14 protein-coding genes and 1 pseudogene are annotated in these 18,448 nt (G+C 64.6%); 4 read left to right on the top strand and 11 right to left on the bottom strand.

Features of this window, described 5'->3' with window-relative positions:
* Positions 1-196: 196 nt before the first annotated feature.
* Positions 197-574: a YqjD family protein gene (locus W930_RS0103775; RefSeq protein WP_023593857.1), complete on the top strand. Its 378-nt coding sequence runs from the start codon at positions 197-199 to the stop codon at positions 572-574.
* A gap of 318 nt (positions 575-892) precedes the next feature.
* Here the strand turns inward: W930_RS0103775 and W930_RS0103780 are convergent, their stop codons facing one another.
* The 6 genes and pseudogenes from W930_RS0103780 to pilM form a co-directional block, all read right to left on the bottom strand.
* Entirely contained in the window at positions 893-2,029 is a 1,137-nt protein-coding gene (locus tag W930_RS0103780) for a deoxyguanosinetriphosphate triphosphohydrolase (RefSeq protein ID WP_023593856.1), read from the bottom strand.
* 16 nt (positions 2,030-2,045) lie between these two features.
* A complete protein-coding gene (gene aroB / locus W930_RS0103785; RefSeq protein ID WP_023593855.1) occupies positions 2,046-3,122 on the bottom strand; it encodes a 3-dehydroquinate synthase in 1,077 nt (358 codons plus the stop codon).
* Positions 3,123-3,391: 269 nt separating this feature from the next.
* A pseudogene (locus W930_RS25975) lies at positions 3,392-3,919 on the bottom strand (shikimate kinase); the annotation flags it as partial.
* On the bottom strand, positions 3,825-6,476 hold the full coding sequence (pilQ, locus tag W930_RS29010) for a type IV pilus secretin PilQ (protein ID WP_023872491.1): 2,652 nt from the start codon (positions 6,474-6,476) through the stop codon (positions 3,825-3,827). The pseudogene W930_RS25975 and the gene pilQ, both read right to left, overlap by 95 nt.
* The gene (locus tag W930_RS0103800) at positions 6,466-7,131 is read right to left on the bottom strand and encodes a hypothetical protein (RefSeq protein ID WP_023593852.1); all 666 of its coding nucleotides are present in this window, start codon (positions 7,129-7,131) and stop codon (positions 6,466-6,468) included. Before W930_RS0103800 ends, pilQ begins: the two co-directional genes overlap by 11 nt.
* Positions 7,122-8,171, bottom strand: a complete 1,050-nt coding sequence (gene pilM, locus W930_RS25985; protein ID WP_036655695.1) for a type IV pilus biogenesis protein PilM — start codon at positions 8,169-8,171, stop codon at positions 7,122-7,124. The genes W930_RS0103800 and pilM overlap by 10 nt, the downstream gene beginning before the upstream one ends.
* 244 nt (positions 8,172-8,415) lie before the next feature.
* On the opposite strand from pilM, the gene W930_RS0103810 reads away from it, so the two are divergent.
* Positions 8,416-10,869, top strand: a complete 2,454-nt coding sequence (locus W930_RS0103810) for a penicillin-binding protein 1A (protein ID WP_023872493.1) — start codon at positions 8,416-8,418, stop codon at positions 10,867-10,869.
* Positions 10,870-10,964: 95 nt separating this feature from the next.
* On the opposite strand, the gene cyaY is transcribed toward W930_RS0103810, so the two are convergent.
* The gene (gene cyaY, locus W930_RS0103815; RefSeq protein ID WP_023593849.1) at positions 10,965-11,285 is read right to left on the bottom strand and encodes an iron donor protein CyaY; all 321 of its coding nucleotides are present in this window, start codon (positions 11,283-11,285) and stop codon (positions 10,965-10,967) included.
* Between the two features lie 57 nt (positions 11,286-11,342).
* On the opposite strand from cyaY, the gene W930_RS31110 reads away from it, so the two are divergent.
* Positions 11,343-11,570 carry a lipoprotein gene (locus W930_RS31110; RefSeq protein ID WP_072619126.1) on the top strand — a complete coding sequence of 76 codons (228 nt, stop codon included), beginning with the start codon at positions 11,343-11,345 and terminating at the stop codon, positions 11,568-11,570.
* Positions 11,571-11,709: 139 nt separating this feature from the next.
* Positions 11,710-12,978, top strand: a complete 1,269-nt coding sequence (gene lysA, locus W930_RS0103820) for a diaminopimelate decarboxylase (protein ID WP_023593848.1) — start codon at positions 11,710-11,712, stop codon at positions 12,976-12,978.
* Between the two features lie 30 nt (positions 12,979-13,008).
* Here lysA and W930_RS0103825 read toward each other — a convergent pair whose 3' ends face one another.
* The 4 genes from W930_RS0103825 to W930_RS0103840 form a co-directional block, all read right to left on the bottom strand.
* Positions 13,009-13,713, bottom strand: coding sequence for a sulfite oxidase heme-binding subunit YedZ (locus tag W930_RS0103825; protein WP_023593847.1), 705 nt, complete (start codon positions 13,711-13,713; stop codon positions 13,009-13,011).
* A gap of 29 nt (positions 13,714-13,742) precedes the next feature.
* A complete protein-coding gene (gene msrP, locus W930_RS0103830) occupies positions 13,743-14,744 on the bottom strand; it encodes a protein-methionine-sulfoxide reductase catalytic subunit MsrP (RefSeq protein WP_023872495.1) in 1,002 nt (333 codons plus the stop codon).
* A 269-nt stretch (positions 14,745-15,013) separates the two neighbouring features.
* Complete coding sequence (gene ccsB, locus W930_RS0103835; protein WP_023593845.1) at positions 15,014-16,198, bottom strand: c-type cytochrome biogenesis protein CcsB; 1,185 nt, start codon at positions 16,196-16,198, stop codon at positions 15,014-15,016.
* 11 nt (positions 16,199-16,209) lie between these two features.
* Entirely contained in the window at positions 16,210-18,345 is a 2,136-nt protein-coding gene (locus tag W930_RS0103840; protein ID WP_023872496.1) for a cytochrome c biogenesis protein ResB, read from the bottom strand.
* Positions 18,346-18,448: the final 103 nt, after the last annotated feature.

An 18,448-nucleotide genomic window follows, 5' to 3' on the forward strand; every position in this document is an offset into this window, starting at 1 on the left:
CATGTCAGTGCCTTCTCACACGAAATTCAGCCAACACGCCGCAACTTTCGATATTTCCCGTAGGTCTGTGATGATGTACGTCGGCGAATGGTCGCGCCATAATGGCCGCTCGCCTCAGGGTTCCACCGGTGTCGTCGTCGCCTCCCCCGAGTCGTCAGAGCACCGCATTTCAATACCACCTATTGGGAGTCTGAAAATGGGAATTGCCTCGAAAGCGGAAGCAGCACTGAATAGCGGACTGGAAGATGCGCGATTTGCCGGACGCCGCACGGCCCGCGCGGCGCGTCTGGCCACCGGCGATGTTTCCTCGCGAGTGCGCGATCTGCTCGATGATCTCGACCACGCCTTATCCAATGCCAAGTCGGCGTCGGACGTTGAAGCACTGCGGGCTGAAATTGGCGACAAGCTGCGTCAGGCACGCAGCGAATTCGGCGATGCCCGCGCCAACTTGCGTCTTCGTGCGAACGAAGTCTGGGAGGAGGCCGACGGCTATGTCCATGAGCGACCCTGGCAGACCCTGGGCGCTGTGGCCGCAGTGGCTCTGGTGCTCGGCTTCATTGCGGGACGAAGCTGACTCTGCGCGGGACGTGTGCGTCCTCGGAGCGATCGGGGCTTGCGATTCGCATGCGCGGTGTCCACTGAGGTCGCGCCCGAGGGCCGCGACAATAAAAACAGCCGGCAAATGCCGGCTGTTTTTTTGTTGGACGATGCGCCGCACGATCTGCCGGGCGTCAATGTCCAGGTTGCCGGAAGGCGTATGCCATCTCCGCGCCGTCGAACCTCGGTCGATTGGCATGTCGGCTTGCATCGCATGTGCACTGATCCGCCCGCGCGATCGCAATCGCCTCCGATCGCTCCCGATCGCGTCCTGGCGAGATGCGCCCAGAAGTGATCAAAGCGTCGGCTCGATGGCGAAAAGCCGGCGATATTCCTTGATCGCGTAACGGTCCGTCATGCCCGCGATGTAATGCGCGATCCAGCGCGGCTGCTCGTCAGGCGCTTCCGTGCGGTACGCTGGCGGCAACAGGCGCGGATCGTTAAGAAAAGCATCGAACAGTTCCTGCACGATGCGCTGCGCCTTCGCCGCCATGCGCATGACGAGATAGTGCCGGTACAGATTGTCGAACAGGAACCGTTTGAGCTGCCCGGCTTGCTCGCGCATGGTATCGCTGAACGCAACCAACGGCCCGGCGCCTCGCACGTCGTCCATGGAAAAAGGCGAGGCGTCGGCAACGCGCTGGCGCGTGGTGGAGATCAAATCGACGATCAGTGCGTTGATGATCCGGCGCGTCGTCTCGTGCACCAGGCGACGGCCCGAAATTTCCGGCCACGCTTGCCGCGACTCCGAGCAGTACCGGGCCCAGAGCGGGACGTCATCGAGTTGCTCGAGCGAAATGAGGCCCGAGCGTACGCCATCGTCGATATCGTGGTTGTTGTAGGCGATCTCGTCCGCAAGATTCGCGATCTGCGCTTCGATGCCTGGCTGGCGCCCCTTGAGGAAGCGCTCGCCAAGCTCACCGAGCTGTCGGGCATTCGCACGCGAACAGTGCTTCAGAATGCCCTCGCGTGTCTCGAAGCTCAGATTCAGTCCATTGAAGCCGCCGTAATGCTCCTCGAGTTCATCGACAACGATCAGGCTCTGCAGATTGTGCTCGAACCCGCCGAATTCGTGCATGCATCCGTTGAGCGCATCCTGCCCGGCGTGACCGAACGGGGTATGACCGAGATCGTGGGCCAGCGCGATCGCCTCGACGAGATCTTCGTTGACGCGCAGGTTTCTTGCGATCGATCGGCCGATCTGGGCGACTTCGAGACTGTGCGTGAGACGCGTGCGAAACAGATCGCCTTCGTGATTCACGAATACCTGCGTCTTGTATTCGAGACGCCGGAACGCGGTCGAATGGATGATGCGATCCCGATCCCGCTGGAATTCGGTGCGCGTAGCCGGCGCCGGCTCTGCAAAACGTCGTCCACGCGACGCGTTCGAGCGCGCCGCATATGAGGCAAGCGACGCTTCGTAATCGATCATCGCCTGCCCTCCTTCGTCAGACGTTGGCGCGCAGCGTCGCGCGCAGGTCGGCCTCGGGCGCCGTCGTCATGAACGCCTGCCCCAGCCGGTTGAGCAATACGAATCGAATATCGCCACCTTCGGCCTTCTTGTCGACGCGCATCAGCTCGATATAGCGGTCTTCCCCGAGGTTCGGGCCGGTGACCGGCAACCTGGCCGCCGCCACCAGCGCCTTGATGCGAGCCACGAGCGCTTCGTCGATGAAACCCAACCGGGCCGACAGGTCGGCACCCATGACCATACCGCAGCCCACGGCTTCGCCATGCAACCACTCGCCATAGCCCAGGCCGGCTTCGATGGCGTGACCGAACGTATGGCCGAAGTTCAGCGTGGCGCGCAGTCCTTGCTCACGCTCGTCGCTCGCCACCACCCGAGCCTTGATCTCGCAGGAACGTTGCACCGCGTGGATGAGTGCGTCGGTGTCGCGGGTATTCAGTGCGTCAATGTTCGCTTCGATCCAGTCGAAGTACTTTTCGTCGGCAATCGCGCCGTGTTTGATCACTTCCGCCATGCCGGCGGCGAGTTCGCGATCCGGCAGCGTGGAGAGCGTGCCGATGTCCGCCAGCACGGCGCTGGGCTGCCAGAAGGCGCCGATCATGTTCTTGCCCAGCGGATGATTGATGCCGGTCTTGCCGCCGACCGACGAGTCGACCTGCGACAGCAATGTCGTCGGCACCTGAACGAATGGCACCCCACGCATATAGCAAGCGGCGGCAAACCCTGTCATGTCGCCCACGACGCCGCCGCCCAGGGCGATCAGCGTAGCCTTGCGATCCGCTTGGGCACCGAGGAGTTCGTCGAAGATCAGGTTGAGTGTTTGCCAGTTCTTGTGCTTTTCGCCATCGGGCAGGACCGCCGTGACCACACGCTTGCCGAGACGTTGCAAGGTCTGTGCGACGCGCTCGGCGTAGAGCGGCGCCACGGTCGTATTCGTGACGATCACGGCGTGCGTGCCACGCACGTGCGGCGCGAACAGCGCCTCTTGCGAAAGCAGGTCGGTGCCAATGTGAATGGGGTAACCGCGCTCGCCCAGATCCAGTTTGAGGGTAATCATGCCGCTTGTTGTCATGTTCAGCGTTGCCGCGCGGCATCGACGTCGAGCCGCGCCTGTTGGCCTATTGGCGTTTCCTAGCGGGAGAAGGTATCACGCGACGGTGGCAAGGGCGTATTCCCAACGCCGTCGTGACCGGTGGGATGCGCCGGATCGTGCACTTCGCCCGCCGGGCTCGCGGCTTTTGCCGCCGTGTCCGCCGTGTCCGCCGAGCCTGCTGCCGCGACTTGCCCGGCGCCCTGCACCTCGTGCGCCGTTTGCGAGATCTCGGGAGGATTCGGCACGATCCCTGCCATCTCCAGTTGCATCAACACCATATTGACGAGGGCATTGACGCTCGGCCGACCGGTTTCGATGACGAAGGTGGCGCACTCGCGATAAAGCGCATCGCGCTCCTGAAACAGTTGCTCGAGGCGCGCGCGCGGATCCGCCGTCTGCAGCAACGGCCGGTTCTTGTCACGTCGGGTCCGCAGCCAGAGATCGTGCGGATTTGCCCGCAAATAAACGACCGTACCGCGCGACTTGATGTGCTCGCGATTTTCCGCGCGCAGCACGGCCCCCCCGCCAGTGGCGAGTACGATACCGTTGCGTTGGGTGAGTTCGTCGATGGTCTGGGCTTCGCGCTGACGAAAACCGTCTTCGCCTTCGTGCTCGAAGATGACCGGAATGCGCACGCCCGTGCGCGCTTCGATCTCGTGGTCGGAGTCATAGAACTGCCGTCCCAGACGTCGTGCCACTGCGCGCCCAACCGTGGTCTTGCCCGCCCCCATCAGTCCGACAAGTATTACGTTTTCCAGCATAAATCGCTGATATTTGGGTTCCAACCCCCGATAATACCGGGATATGCGTCGGGCGTGCGGAACGCGTCGCCTCGAAGAGCGCACCAGTGAGGCGACGGTGCCCTGCCGGCAGGTCATCCCGCGACGGGGACGATGGCGTCGTCGCCGGCCCAGGTGCGGCTCCCGCCGCCGCTCGGTTTGGCGCGGGCTCCAGCGTTGGCGTGGCCCGAGCCTCGTCCGGCACACCGCGCGGCACCACGCTTGGCGTAAGAAACACCAGCAATTCCGTGCGCCGGTCTTCGTTGGATCGATTGCGGAACAAGGCCCCCAGCAGCGGCACGTCGCCCAACCATGGCACGCTGGCGCGACGGTCCCGGCGCTCCTCCTGATAGATGCCGCCGATCGCGACGGTTCCCCCATTCTCGACCTGCACCTGGGTCTTGACGTGCCGGGTATCCACGGCAAATCCCTCGGCAACCTGCTGGCCCACACTATCCTTGCGCACGTCGACATCCAGAATTACCTGACCGTCCGGCGTAATCAGGGGCGTGACCTCCAGACGCAGCGTCGCTTTGCGGAACTGGATCGACGCGGCGCTTCGCCGGCCGCCGCGGGTTTGATAGGGCAATTCCGTGCCTTGCTCGATGACCGCCTGAATCTTGTCGGCGGTCACGATTCTCGGGCGTGACACAACGCGTCCGCGACCGGACGTTTCCAGCGCCGAGAGCTCCAGTTGCAGAAAGCGGGTCGCCGACCGGCCAAACAGTGTTATCGCCAGGCTTGGCGGCACGACCCCCGCCAGTGCCGCCGCGGGTAGCCCGATGTCGACGCCGCTGCCCCGGAAGCGGTCGTCCGCGCCAGTGTCGCCGCGGCGCCCCTGGCCGCCGTCGGCATCGCGCGAAGTTCCCGATGCGTCGCCCGATTTCGCCGCCTTGCCGCGAGCGTTGCCGTCAGCGCCGCCGTCGCGTGCGGCCAGCCGGACACCGAGCGATTCGCTGAACCGATCGTCGGCCTCGACGATTCGCGCCTCGATCAGCACTTGCCTGACCGGCACATCGATCCGCGCGATGAACGACGCCAGCGCTTCGAGTTTCTCCGGCAGGTCGGTCACGAACAACTGGTTGGTCCGAGGGTCGGCGATCAGGCTGCCTCGCGGCGACAGCAGACGTTGCCCCTTGCTGTCTTTCTCTCCCAGGATGATTTCGCGAAGCGCCAGCGCTCTCGGATAGTTCAGAACGAAGCGGCGGCTCGCCAGGGGGAGCAGGGCCTCGCGCTTGGACGCCGCTTCCAGTCGCGTCTGTTCGTCGGCCAGCAGATCGGCACGCGGCGCGATCCAGTCCACGCCGTTCACCGATTGCACGCCCAGTCCGGCGCTGCGGACCATCACGTCGAATGCCGTCTCCGCGGTCACTCCCCGCACTTCCATGTCGATACGACCTGCAATGTGCTCTCCGATCACGATGCTGCGCCCCGTCAGACGTGCGAATGCCCGCAATGCGTCGGTCGCCGGCACGCCGTGGAGCGTCACGTCGACATCTGCCGCGTCTTCTCGCTGCGTAACACCTCCTCCTTCCACGCGTGCGCCTTTGCCGTGCGGTGGGGATACGTCACTCCACGTCGCCGTGAGTCGCGCCGCGGACGTTTGCCGCAACACCACGCGTCGCGATCCCGCTCGCATCGCGCCTACAGGGGTTGCGGCCGGGGCCACCGGCCCGGACGCCGCCATCGTGACCGCGTCCTGCGCGGCGTGGCGGGTGAGCGGGGTGCGAAAGACGTCAACCGTGTCATGCGGCATCTGCCATGGCGGCGGCGGTTCGGGAAGTGCGGGCAATGCCTGCTCGCCGGCTCGGGGAGCAAGCTCGGCAGGCCGGCGCCAGCGGTAGGCGGCTACCGTGATCGCCAACGTCGACGGCGCCTCGCTCGACGCCCCCATACCCGCGCCCTCCAACGAGAACCGCTCGACGGCAAGGTGGCGTGGCATCTGGTCAATCTCGGCCAGCCAGCGGAGTAAATGCGCCACCTCGCCCTGAACGCGCATTTCGGCTCGCTCCAGCTCGATCTCGCCCTTCGACGCGGAGGGGCCCGGTCTGGCCGAGGTCAACGTCAACCCGTACCGCGCGAGAAGTCTCTCGAGATCGGCGCGCCATCCCGACGGTGGATCGTCGCTCGGCGCGGGCACATCATCTTCGCCGTGTGACGCCGCCCCGCTGGATGTCTGCCCGGCGCCCGCCGCCGGCAGCAAACGCCGCCATGCCGCAGCTTGCGCCTGTGCATCGCGTAGCGTCTGCATCAATATCGGCAAGCGACGCGCCGCCTCATTGGCACGATCGAGCGTCTGTTGCGCGACGGCCAGGTCCTTCTGCAACGTCGCGCGGGCCGGCAGTCCGACCAGCCACCAGACCGACCACGCGAGCGCCAACCCGATTGCCCACGCGGCCCCGGCGAGTCCCCAGCGCACCGCGCGCGGCCACTCGGCCGGCGGCACCGACATCCAGGCGTGCCAGCGCGCGCGCCATCGATCCCTCGTCTCATGGAAGATGTCCCGCACATCGTCGGGCGGACTCGAATCACCGTGCATCCGGTACCTCCTCGCGTGAGATCGCGTCCATGTCGATAGCCGACGAACCCGTCGTCGACATCGGCTTCAGGTCGAGTCGCAACGCGAATCGGCGAATATTCGGCATGGCCACGTCATTCGTTGCCCCCGCCCACTGACGCGTCACACTGTGCGGCACAACGCTCGACTCCAACTCCACGACCTTGCGGACCCATGCCAGGGTTCTCAGACGCTTCTGCGTCTCGCGCACGCGCGATTGCGTGGTCGCATAACCCTCGACGCGCAGTTGTCCGTCCCCGGTCTTCACCACCGTCAGACGCACGCCGTCGGCGCAAGCGAGCATCACGTCGAGCAACCGACGCGCCACTGGTTCGCGTCGCTCGATCAACGTCACGGCGGCCCGGCGATGCGCCGCCATCGTCGCCAGTGTCCGCGAGGTCATATCGAACGCCGCCGACTCTCCGCGCAGCGCCTCGGACGCCGAGCGCATCGCCATCAGTTGCGCCCGAGCCGCTGTCGAGCGATAGCGCTCGTGCAGGATCGGCGCCAGTGCGGTGAGTGCGCCGCACGCGGCCACACCCGCCCAGCACCGCCATTGCCGTCGAAATTCCCGGCGGCGGCGTTGCGCCAGGGTCGGAAGGAAATCGAGCGGCACCAGTGTCGTCTTCAATCGCATGGCACCCCCTGCATGGTCATGGCACGCAATGCCAGACCACAGGGCACGGCGAGCGCGGTGCGTTGAGCGAACGTCGGCCGCCTGGGGTCGCCCGTCGCCGCGCCGCCGAATCGTCGAAGCGGGTCGAACGGACGCACCGGCACGCCGCACGCCGCGGCAAGCGCATCGCAGATCGCCACGAGCGCCGCCGGGCTGGCGCCGCTTGTCACCAGGTACATCATGCCGGGCGCGACTGGAAGTTTTGCCCAAACGCGCCTGGCGACCCCGGCCAGCGCATCGGCAGATCCGCCCGCGCCGTCGAATCGTTCCTGCGCATGTGCGACGCAGACCTGCCCGTCGAAGGCGGAAAAATCGAGTGCCTGCGAATCGACTTGCAACAACGCAACAGGAACATCGCGGCGACCTGATGCCGTGGCGTCCTCGTCGGGCGGCCTCGCCCAGCGGAACGCCCGACGACCCGCTTCATGCGCGGCGTCGATCGCGTGGACCCGCAATCCGGCCATTTCCAGGACAGCGACGCGGTCATCGGCCAGCTCGGCGTCGCAGGCATACAGGCGAAGTCGATGACTGCCCGGCTCCGCCCACGTGACGCCAACGCGGCTACGCAGGTCCGGATCGCCGTCCCCCGGAAGCAGCAGCGCCGCCCTGCGCTCGCACCAGGCTTGAAAGGCGCGTGGCGGCAATCCGTCCGGACAGTCGACGACCTGCGTTCTGAGTCCATGGGTGGGCAACGCCGTGACAACAACGTCGTCGCACATCGCCTGCGCCGTCATCCCGAGGCGTTCCAGCAGCTCCCCGAGACGGCGCGCCACCGCTTCCGGCTTGGCGAGCGCCGCCCCGCGCAACATGCCGTCCTCGAGCATGGCTGCCCCGTGGGCGTCCACTTGCAACCGGGCCGGGCCCGGTATGCGGGTCAGGCGAACGAAATGCACACCGTCCGCGTCAAAGTGGACACCGCAACCGCCGCCCGTACGGCGTGGCAGCGACGCCGCCAGGGACTTTCCCATCCGGCAAACCCCCTGCAGGACCGCTTTGATCATGATTTCCTCCCTCCTTCCGGCTTGTCGATGGAATCGATCCTATCGAGCACCGAAAGGGGGGCCAATCGGACGCGTCCGAATCCACCGGGCGACGTGCCCCCTTCCCGGCGCTTTCGGAATTCGTGCCGCTTTTTGGTCGGACGAGTCCGACGCCCGTTAGGCTCGAACTCCGATTTCGGTCCCGTGCCGGAGGGAGTCACGGGGCGTTCGTTATAATCAGCCAATCGTTTTTTCCAGTTCCCCCATGGCAAGCACACCCCAAACCGAGACACCCCGCGACAAGCGCCCGCCCAAACCGCGCCGCTCCCTCTGGCTGCGCCTCGCGCTTTGGTTCGTTGGCCTGATCGCCGCGATGGTCGTATGTGGCGCGCTGCTCGCGGGGTACATCCTGGTGGTGATGACGCCGCAGTTGCCGTCGCTCGACACCATCGTCGACTACCGGCCGAAGATTCCGCTGCGCATCTACACCGCCGACGAAATCCAGATCGGCGAGTTCGGCGAGGAGCGCCGCAATCTCGTGCGCTTCGCCGACATTCCCGACGTCATGAAGAAGGCCGTGCTCGCCATCGAGGACGACCGCTTCTACCAACACGGCGGGGTCGACTTCATCGGCATCTTCCGCGCGGGCGTGGCCAATTTCGCCCGTGGCGGCTCCTCCCAGGGTGCCAGCACGATCACGATGCAGGTCGCGCGCAACTTCTTCCTGTCGAGCGAAAAAACCTACACGCGCAAGATTTACGAGGCCCTGCTCGCCTACAAGATCGAGTCGCGGCTGACCAAGGATCAGATTCTCGAGCTGTACATGAATCAGATCTATCTGGGCGAGCGCGCGTACGGTTTCGCCAGCGCTGCGCGCGTCTACTTCGGCAAGGACCTCAAGGACATCACGCTGGCCGAGGCCGCCATGCTCGCCGGCCTGCCGAAAGCCCCGTCGGCGTACAACCCGATCGTCAACTACAAGCGCGCACGCGTGCGTCAGGAATACATCCTGAAGCGGATGTTTGACCTCGGGTACATCTCGAAGGACGAGTACGACCAGGCGATTGCGCAGGAACTCGTGGTGCGAGGCCTGGGCAGCGAGTTCAGCGTCCATGCGGGATACGTCGCCGAAATGGTCCGGCAACTGCTCTACGCCCAGTTCAAGGACGAGATCTATACGCGCGGCTTCAACGTCTACACCACGATCAACTCCGCCGATCAGGAAGCGGCCTACGAGGCGCTGCGCGCAGGGGTGATGGCCTACGAGCTTCGCCATGGCTACCGTGGCCCCGAAGCCAATATCGACCTGCCCGACGATCAGGACGAGCGCGAGCAATTGATCGACGACACGCTCGTCGAGCACCCTGACAGCGGGGACATGGTGGCGGCCGTGGTGCTGTCCGCGTCGCCGCAACAGGTCAAGGCCGTGCTCCTGAACGGCGACGACGTGACCGTGACCGGCGACGGCCTCCGGTTTGCGGCGGCGGGCCTGAGCGCCAAGGCACAGCCGAAGCAGAAGATTCGCCGTGGCTCGGTGATCCGCGTGACGAAGGACGAGAAGGACAACTGGCGCATCGTGCAGATGCCGGACATCGAGGCCGCGTTCGTGTCGCTCGATCCGCAAAACGGCGCCATCCGATCGCTCGTCGGCGGGTTCGACTTCAATCGCAACAAATTCAATCACGTGACGCAGGCGTGGCGTCAGCCGGGGTCGAGCTTCAAGCCGTTCATCTACTCCGCTGCGCTCGAAAAGGGATTTGCACCCGCCACGATCATCAACGACGGCCCGCTGTATTTCACGGCGGCACAGACCGGCGGGCAGCCGTGGGAGCCGAAGAACTACGGCGGTGGATTCGAAGGCCCGATGCCGATGCGCGTGGCGCTGATGCGCTCTCGCAACCTCGTGTCGATCCGGATTCTGCAGAGCATCACCCCGGCCTACGCACAGAAATTCATCGGCCGATTCGGCTTCGAGGCCGACAAGCATCCGGCCTATCTGCCGATGGCGCTGGGCGCCGGCATGGTCACGCCGCTCCAGATGGCAAGCGCGTATGCCGTGTTCGCCAACGGCGGCTTCCGTGTGAATCCGTTCATTGTGGCGCGCATCACGGACTCGAAGGGTAACGTCATCATGGAAGAAAAGCCGGCGACGGCGGGTGACGAGACGATCCGGGCGATTCCCGCGCGCAACGCATTCATCATGAACTCGATGCTCCACGACGTGGCTACGCGAGGCACGGCAGCCAAGACCAACGTGCTCAAGCGCAGCGACCTGGCAGGCAAGACCGGAACGACGAACGATTCGCACGATGCCTGGTTCGCAGGCTATCAATCCCAATTGGTGGGCGTGGCTTGGATTGGCTTCGATCAGCCGCGCAACCTGGGCGATCGCGAAACGGGCGGTGGCCTGGCATTGCCGATCTGGATCAACTACATGTCGAAGGCGCTGCGAGGGGTGCAGGAGTCGACGCGCACCATGCCGTCCGGCGTCATTCAGGCCAACGGGGATTACTTTTACGACGACTACCCGCCGGGTCGCGCCGTCAGCACGGTGGGCCTGAGCGCAGATACCACGCCGGACGGGGCGGCCGCACCGGGCCCGTCGACAGGCGCGCTGCCTGGCCAGATGCCGGCGCAACCGGGCCCGTCACCCGCGCCGGCACCGGTGGACCGGCAGGAACGTCAGCGTATTCTGGACATGTTCAACAGCAAGCCCTGACGGGCCTGTGCGATTCCGTGGTTCCCGGTGTGCCCGGGACCGCTTTGCGGCGCAGTACCCCGGTGGATCCGGGGCACTGCGCCGCGATGGCTACGTCAGTCGGCCTTCAACGTCACCGTCTCGCCCGCCTGCTGCGTTGCAAAGCGCGAGAGCGCCTCGAACAACTCGGTGTCGTCGCGCGTATCGCGCCACTCGTCACCTTTCAATCGGAAATGGAAGCCGCCCGAGCGCGCGGCAACCCAGATCTCGCTCATCGGCGTTTGCAAATTGACGATGATTTTGCTGCGATCCTGAAATTCGAGCGTCAGCACGTTGCCCGAGCGCTCGCAGTCGATGTCCACGTCGCCGTCTTCCACAGCGGCCTCCACCTGCGTCAGCACTGCCTCGGCGAGCGCCAGGAATTCACTTTCCGTCATGCTAAACTCCACGGTTTGCGTCATCGTTTGCATGCCGCACCACGCGGCGATACCCCCATGACTGCACCTATTCGAACCTGCGCGATTGTAGCGTCGATTGCCCTTTCGAGCGTGTTGGCCGGCTGCGGCCAGGCCGGGCCGCTGTATATGCCCGCACGTCCGGTGAAACCGACACCGCCCCCGGGCGCGCCACTGCCCCCACCGGTGCGCGTGCCAGAGCCCCAGCGCGGACCGTCGGTCGAGGTACCGCCGGCGGCTTCGATCCCGGCAGCCAAACCCGAATAAACTGGCAGGCATGCGCCGGCGTCACCCGGCGCCGGCCAGCGGCGGCGGGCATGCGAAAACCGATCGCTGCCCCGATATCTGCCGCGACCGCCCCCCACGCCGCTTGGGCGGCGAACCCTTTGACTACCGAGTATCCGCGATGTCCGACGCCATCTTCTCCTACCGCGACGACGTTCTCCATGCAGAGGGCGTCGCCCTGCCCGCGCTCGCAGAGCGTTTCGGCACACCGCTCTACGTCTACTCGAAGGCGGCTCTGACGAACGCCTATCAGGCCTACACCAAAGCTTGCGAAGGCCGGAATGCCTCGGTGCATTACGCCGCGAAGGCCAATTCGAACCTGGCGGTGCTCGGCGTATTTGCGAAACTCGGCGCGGGATTCGATATTGTTTCGGCGGGCGAACTCGCCCGCGTGATCGCCGCCGGCGGCGACCCGAAGCGCACCGTCTTCTCGGGCGTGGGCAAGCATGCGGACGAGATGCGCTACGCACTGGAGAAGGACGTGTTCTGCTTCAACGTGGAGTCGCGCCCGGAACTGGACCGTCTCAACGAGGTGGCGGGGCAAGTCGGCAAGCGCGCCCGCGTGTCGCTGCGCGTGAATCCGAATGTCGACGCGAAGACACATCCTTATATCTCGACTGGCCTGCGCGGCAACAAATTCGGCGTTGCCTACGAAGAAGCCTTCGACGCCTATCGTGCCGCCGCAGCCATGCCGCATCTCGAAGTCGTCGGGATCGATTGCCACATCGGCTCTCAGATCACGGAAATCTCACCGTATCTCGATGCCACCGACAAGGTGCTCGATCTGGTCGAGAGGCTCGAAGCGGCGGGCATCTCGCTGCACCACATCGACGTGGGCGGGGGGCTGGGCATCACCTATACCGACGAAACGCCGCCGGACATCACGGCATTCGCGACCACCGTTCTCGACCACATCGCGAAGCGCGGCCACGGTCATCGCCAGGTGCTCTTCGAACCGGGTCGCTCGCTCGTGGGCAATGCCGGTGTGTTGCTCACGAAAGTGGAGTTTCTCAAGCACGGCGAGACGAAGAACTTCGCCATCGTCGACGCGGCGATGAACGATCTCGCACGCCCGGCGATGTACGAGGCCTATCACGGAATCGATCCGGTCACGCGACGGTCGGCTGACGGGGCGACCTATGACGTCGTGGGTCCGGTTTGCGAAAGCGGCGATTGGCTCGGCCGCGATCGCACCCTGGCCATTGCTCCGGGCGATTTGCTCGCGATTCGTTCGGCTGGCGCCTACGGCTTCACGATGAGCTCGAACTACAACACGCGTCCGCGCGCCGCCGAAGTGATGGTCGACGGCATCGAAGCCTATCTCGTGCGCGAACGCGAGACGATCGAATCGCTGTTCGCGGGCGAACGGCTGCTGCCCGGCAACGCCTGAGTTCGCGCGCACGGACTGGCCTGCCCGCGCTCAGTCCGTTTGCGCTGCCCGGGACGCCCCGCGGCGCCCGAACCCCACCAGACGTGCGCCCAGCAGGCCCGCCACCACGATCGCATAGATCGCCGGCTGGGCAAGATCGTTCTTGCCCGCCTTCATCCACCAATAGTGCAGGATCGCCAGCACGGCGATCACGTAGATCAGACGGTGCAGACGCTGCCAGCGCCGCCCGCCGAGCCATCGCACCATCGCATGCGGCGATGTCAGCGCGAGCGGCACCATCAGCACGAACGCGGCAAATCCCACCGTAATGAACGGCCGCTTGCCCGAGACATCGCGCAGAATACCGCTCCAGTCGAACCACTGGTCCAGCCAGAAGTACGTCGTGAAGTGCAGCGCTGCATAGAAAAAGGCGAACAGCCCCAGCATCCGACGGCACCGCAGCAGCCATGCCAGGCGCGACGACAGGCGCCGCACCGGCGACACTGCCAGCGTCACGCATAGCAGGACGAGCGTCCAGGTGCCGGTCGAGCGGGTAATGAACTCCACCGGATTCGCCCCCAATCGATCCGTCAGGCCGTAGACGACGAGCCGCAGCAGCGGCGCAAGCGCCAACGCGAACACCAGGACCTTGATCCATGGCGACCCGCGCTGCACGGTACGCGAGCGGCGGCCAGTCGCGACGCCGGCGCGGGGAGCGTGGGAGGCGTCGCCGGGCTTGGAGGGAGTGCCTGACACGTCGCGTCGACTCGAAAGGTGGGAAGCGATCAGAAGAATTTCCGCAGGTCCATGCCCTGGTACAGGCTGGCAACCTGTTCGCCATACCCGTTGAACATCAGCGTCTTGCGCTTAGGCGTGAAGATACCGCCCTCGCCAATGCGACGCTCCGTCGCCTGGCTCCAGCGCGGGTGATCCACATCGGGGTTGACGTTGGAATAGAAACCATACTCATCGGGTGCGGCGCGATTCCAGCTGGTGAGCGGCATCTTTTCCACGAAGCGGATTTTCACGATGGACTTCGCGCTCTTGAAACCGTATTTCCACGGTACAACCATGCGCACCGGTGCGCCGTTCTGGTTCGGCAACACCTCTCCGTACAAGCCGAACGTCAGCAGGGCGAGCGGGTGCATCGCCTCGTCCATGCGCAGCCCTTCCACATACGGCCAGCTCAGCACCGGGTACGACAACCCCGGCATCTGCTTCGGATCGGCCAGGGTGACGAATTCCACGTACCGGGCATTGCCGGTCGGCTGCACCTGTTTGATGAGCGCCGAGAGCGAATAACCGATCCAGGGGATCACCATCGACCATCCCTCCACACAGCGATGGCGGTAGACGCGCTCTTCGAGCGGGGCGAGCTTGAGCAGCGCGTCGATGTCGTACACCCTCGGCTGCCTGACCTCGCCTTCGATCGCGATCTGCCACGGACGCGGCTTGAGTGTGCCGGCGTGCCGCGCAGGATCGGACTTGTCCGTGCCGAACTCGTAGAAGTTGTTGTAGGTGGTGACGTCCTTGATGTCGGTCGGCTTGTCGGTCACGACATAACGCGTGTTACGCGTGGCACTCAGTCTGGCCAGACCGGTGCCTGGACTGTCTGCCGCCAGCGCGTCGGTTTGCGCCAGCATGCCAAGCGCCGCGGCAGTTCCCCAACCGGTCAACCCCACGCCGGACGCCTGAAGGAAGCGCCGCCGCCCTGTGGCGGCCTCACGTGGCGTGATGCTGCTCGCCGGGATGTCCACCCCGCGAAGTTTGCGTTGATGCGTACTCATGATGACTCTCTCCTGACGCGCACCTCGTTTCGCCAAAAGAAACGGCAGCGCGACCTCTTGTCCACATGGCGCAGTGTTCCGGTCCGCCTATGCAGCTTGAGACAGATGGCGCAGGCGCGATGTTCCTCGCGTTCGCCATGCCACATGCGGCAATCATAAGCCACTGCGTACGATCACATTGCGTCATGAGAAAAGCCGCCGGCAAGAACGCGCGGCGGCTTTCCGAGGGGCGCGGGACGACCCGATCGCCCCCGCCCGGCTTGGGTGACTCAGAGCTGACCGTAGCTGTGCAGTCCCGAGAGGAACATGTTCACGCCGAGGAAGGCAAACGTCGTGATCAGCAGACCGGTCAGCGACCACCAGGCGGCCACCACACCACGCAGCCCCTTCATCAAACGCATGTGCAGCCACGCCGCATAGTTCAGCCAGACGATAAGGGCCCAGGTTTCCTTCGGGTCCCAGCTCCAGTAACCGCCCCAAGCATCGGCGGCCCACAGCGCGCCGAGGATCGTTGCGATCGTGAAGAAGGCGAAACCGACGGCAATCGCCTTGTACATCACGTCGTCGAGCAGTTCGAGCGACGGCAGTCGCGACGAGAAGAACCCGCTGTCGAGCGGCTTACCGGCCGCCGCCAGACGCTTGTTCTCGCCCGACTTAAGCAGGTACGCCACGGCCACCATGGCGGCGAGCGCAAAGGTGCCGTAGCCAATGAAGTTGGCCGGCACGTGGATCTTCATCCACCAGCTCTGCAAGGCCGGCACCAACGGCTGAATTTCGTAGGCGCTGCGCGCCACGCTGTACCAGAGGTTGAAACCTACCGCCGCACTGATCACCAGCAACACGAACGGGCCAAGCGAACGGGTTTCGTAGCGATGCTCGTAATACAGGTAGAACAACGCCGTGATCAGGCAGAACAGCACGAACACTTCGTAAAGGTTCGAAATGGGAATGTGACCGATGTCCGCCCCGACGAGATACGACTCGTACCAGCGAACCATCATGCCGGTAAAACCGAGCAGCACGGCCGACCAGCACAGCGCCGAACCGACACTCGCACCGAACGGCGAGCGCGCGAGGAGCCCGCCCCAGTAGAACAGTGTCGACAGGAAGAACAGGGCGCTCATCCACAGGATGGCGGACTGGCTCGAGAGGAAGTACTTGAGGAAGAACGCCTGATCCGCGCGCGCCAGCTCATGGTGATACATCCCGATGCCCGACAGCGCGAGGATGGCGATGCCCGCCATCAACCACCGCACGGCGCGCCAGTGCCACCCGAGCGCCGCGAACGTCGGCACCGCGAGCACCAGAATCGTGTGCTCGTAGTAATCCATGTAGTGGCCGTAGCGGTTGAGGGCAAAGCCCGCGCCCAGCGCCAGCGCCAGCGCGAACAGCCAGTCGCCGATGCTGCGACGACGCAGCCACGAGGCCTCCGAATAGCTTTGCGATAACTCCATCTGTCTCACCCTCATCGTTGTGTGACGATCTCGTCAATTTCCGCCTTCGTGCGGGCGAATTCCTTTTCGAAATCCAGTGTACGGCGCGTGGTCGACACCGCCATCAATACCGAACTCCCACCTTCCGGCGTGTCCTTGAGCCACAGCCACAGACGCCGCTCGCGCACATAGAACATCGAGAAAATACCGAGCACCAGCAGCAAGCTGCCAAGATACACGATCTTTTTCCCCGGCGAGCGCGTGAGCTGGAAGACGCTCGCCTGGATCTGGTCGAACGAGTCCAGTTGCAGGAAGACGGGGGCGTCGTACAGGAAGTTGTCCGACAGCGCGTTGGTGGCCGTGTGTACGAACAGCTCCGTCTGCGGCGACGGCGTGACGGCCGGCAACCCCGCCTGCTCACGGGCAACCTGCCACAACTGCCAGATCGCGCCGTCGAGAATGCGGCGGAACATGTCCGCGGCGCTCGATTGCTGATCCTGCGGCACCTTTTCGTTCACGAATTCCGCGATCGCTTGCAGGCCGCCGCGCGCCTGACTGTTTTTGCTTGCCGGGATCACGCCGGCAAACAGATCCAGCTCGCGCTTGGTGCTCTCCTGCAACTGTTTGCGCAGTTCGGTCGACGTTTGCGACGGCAGCGACTCCGCGGCGAAACGGCGAGCGGCCTCGGCGCGCGCCGCGTCGTCCTGCAGCGCGGCCCGGATCATCATCCATTGCTTCACGGAACCGTCCGCATCCGCCGGAATGCGCAGGTACTGGAACGGACCGTCCGGCGTGTCGCGCACCCCCGTCATGAACACGCGCTCGCCGTCGCCCATGAGGATCGGCAGCATGTAATTGCGGTATTCCTTCGCCTGGCCGCTGCGGTCGCGAACCTTGTATTGCACCGACGGACCGACATTGCGCAGGTCCTTGCCCAGATCGGTGCGTGCGCCCGAGCCCAGCTGCTTGCCCATTTCTTCGCGCAGCGACTTGCGAGCCACGCCTCGAGCGTCGCGCTCGCCATTGCCGTTGCTGATGTTTTCGACGTTGATGGCGCGGAAATCGCTGAATTCGATGGTGTATTCGTCCTTGGCTGCCGCGGCGCCGCGCAGTTGGGTCGAACCGCCGACGTCGCCCGAGAAGGCGAATGTACGGTCCGACGCGCCCCGCATCGGGTAACCGGTGAGCTTCAGCTTGCTACCGCCGTCCTCGAAGCTCGACTGGTAGATCGCCACGCCCTTGTAGATGAACGGCTCGTTGACCTTCACCGTGGCATCCATCGTCTTGCCGGTCTCGGGATCGGTCACCACGATGTCGCTCGCGAACAGCTTCGGCATGCCCGTCGAGTAGTAGTCGACGTGGAATTTCTTCAGCTCGATCGAGAACGGAAGATCCTGGACAACCGAGCCGTCCTGGAAATTCAGGATTGCGGTGTTCGACTTGCCGCCTTCCGGCACGAAGGCGTAACCGCGAAACGCCGGATTGTTCGGCGAGAGACGGTGCGACTCCGGAATCTGAGCGATCACCGCGTTGCCCTGCAGCGGCGACTTGCCGAACAGCGCCATCTGAACGCGAATCAGCAGATCGCTGTCGATCAGCCCGCCCAGGCAGATGATCACGATCGCGCTGTGCGCGAAGATATAGCCGATCTTGTTGATCGCGCCGGCCTTGGCGGCGACGAGCGTGGCGCCGTCGCGCTCGCGAACGACGAACCGATAGCCGCGACGTCCGAGGTAATGCGTGAGACGCGGCACGAGTTCGCCGCGCGGCGCCGGTCCGGTGAATTCCCCTTTGTGACCGAAGGCGCGCAGACTGCCCTCGCGCACGTGATCGCGCCAGCTACGAATATCGGCGATCATCTTCGGCGCATTGCGCACGATGCATAGCGTCGTCGACGCCATCAGGAAAAACAGGATCAGCAGAAACCACCACGAGCTGTAGACCGTGTACAGGCCAAGCGAGCGAAAGACGTCGGCCCAGAACGGACCGAACTGATTGACGTAGTTGGGATATGGGTCGCCTTGCTTGAGCACGGTACCGACGATGCTGGCAATCGCGAGCACGGTGAGCAGGCTGATGGCGAAGCGCATCGAGCTGACCAGCTCGACGCCGTCGCGCACCCATCGTTGCGCGCCCTTGATCTGCATTCCGGAGGTACTGATGCTCATCGTGTTTCCGACAACAAAAAAGGGCGGGGACGCGTGTCTCACGCGCCCGCCACCCTGTGTATGCTAAACCAGTTCGATCCGGTCGCCCTGCGGCGCCGCAGCG

Source organism: Pandoraea sp. E26 (genome assembly GCF_000681415.1).
GTDB lineage: Bacteria > Pseudomonadota > Gammaproteobacteria > Burkholderiales > Burkholderiaceae > Pandoraea > Pandoraea pnomenusa.

Coding starts and splice junctions, on each gene's coding strand:
- ccsB (WP_023593845.1), bottom strand. CDS start 16,198: ATGGAGTTATCGCAAAGCTATTCGGAGGCCTCGTGGCTGCGTCGTCGC.
- cyaY (WP_023593849.1), bottom strand. CDS start 11,285: ATGACGGAAAGTGAATTCCTGGCGCTCGCCGAGGCAGTGCTGACGCAG.
- W930_RS0103810 (WP_023872493.1), top strand. CDS start 8,416: ATGGCAAGCACACCCCAAACCGAGACACCCCGCGACAAGCGCCCGCCC.
- W930_RS0103840 (WP_023872496.1), bottom strand. CDS start 18,345: ATGAGCATCAGTACCTCCGGAATGCAGATCAAGGGCGCGCAACGATGG.
- W930_RS0103775 (WP_023593857.1), top strand. CDS start 197: ATGGGAATTGCCTCGAAAGCGGAAGCAGCACTGAATAGCGGACTGGAA.
- lysA (WP_023593848.1), top strand. CDS start 11,710: ATGTCCGACGCCATCTTCTCCTACCGCGACGACGTTCTCCATGCAGAG.
- msrP (WP_023872495.1), bottom strand. CDS start 14,744: ATGAGTACGCATCAACGCAAACTTCGCGGGGTGGACATCCCGGCGAGC.
- W930_RS0103800 (WP_023593852.1), bottom strand. CDS start 7,131: ATGCGATTGAAGACGACACTGGTGCCGCTCGATTTCCTTCCGACCCTG.
- pilQ (WP_023872491.1), bottom strand. CDS start 6,476: ATGCACGGTGATTCGAGTCCGCCCGACGATGTGCGGGACATCTTCCAT.
- pilM (WP_036655695.1), bottom strand. CDS start 8,171: ATGATCAAAGCGGTCCTGCAGGGGGTTTGCCGGATGGGAAAGTCCCTG.
- aroB (WP_023593855.1), bottom strand. CDS start 3,122: ATGATTACCCTCAAACTGGATCTGGGCGAGCGCGGTTACCCCATTCAC.
- W930_RS31110 (WP_072619126.1), top strand. CDS start 11,343: ATGACTGCACCTATTCGAACCTGCGCGATTGTAGCGTCGATTGCCCTT.
- W930_RS0103780 (WP_023593856.1), bottom strand. CDS start 2,029: ATGATCGATTACGAAGCGTCGCTTGCCTCATATGCGGCGCGCTCGAAC.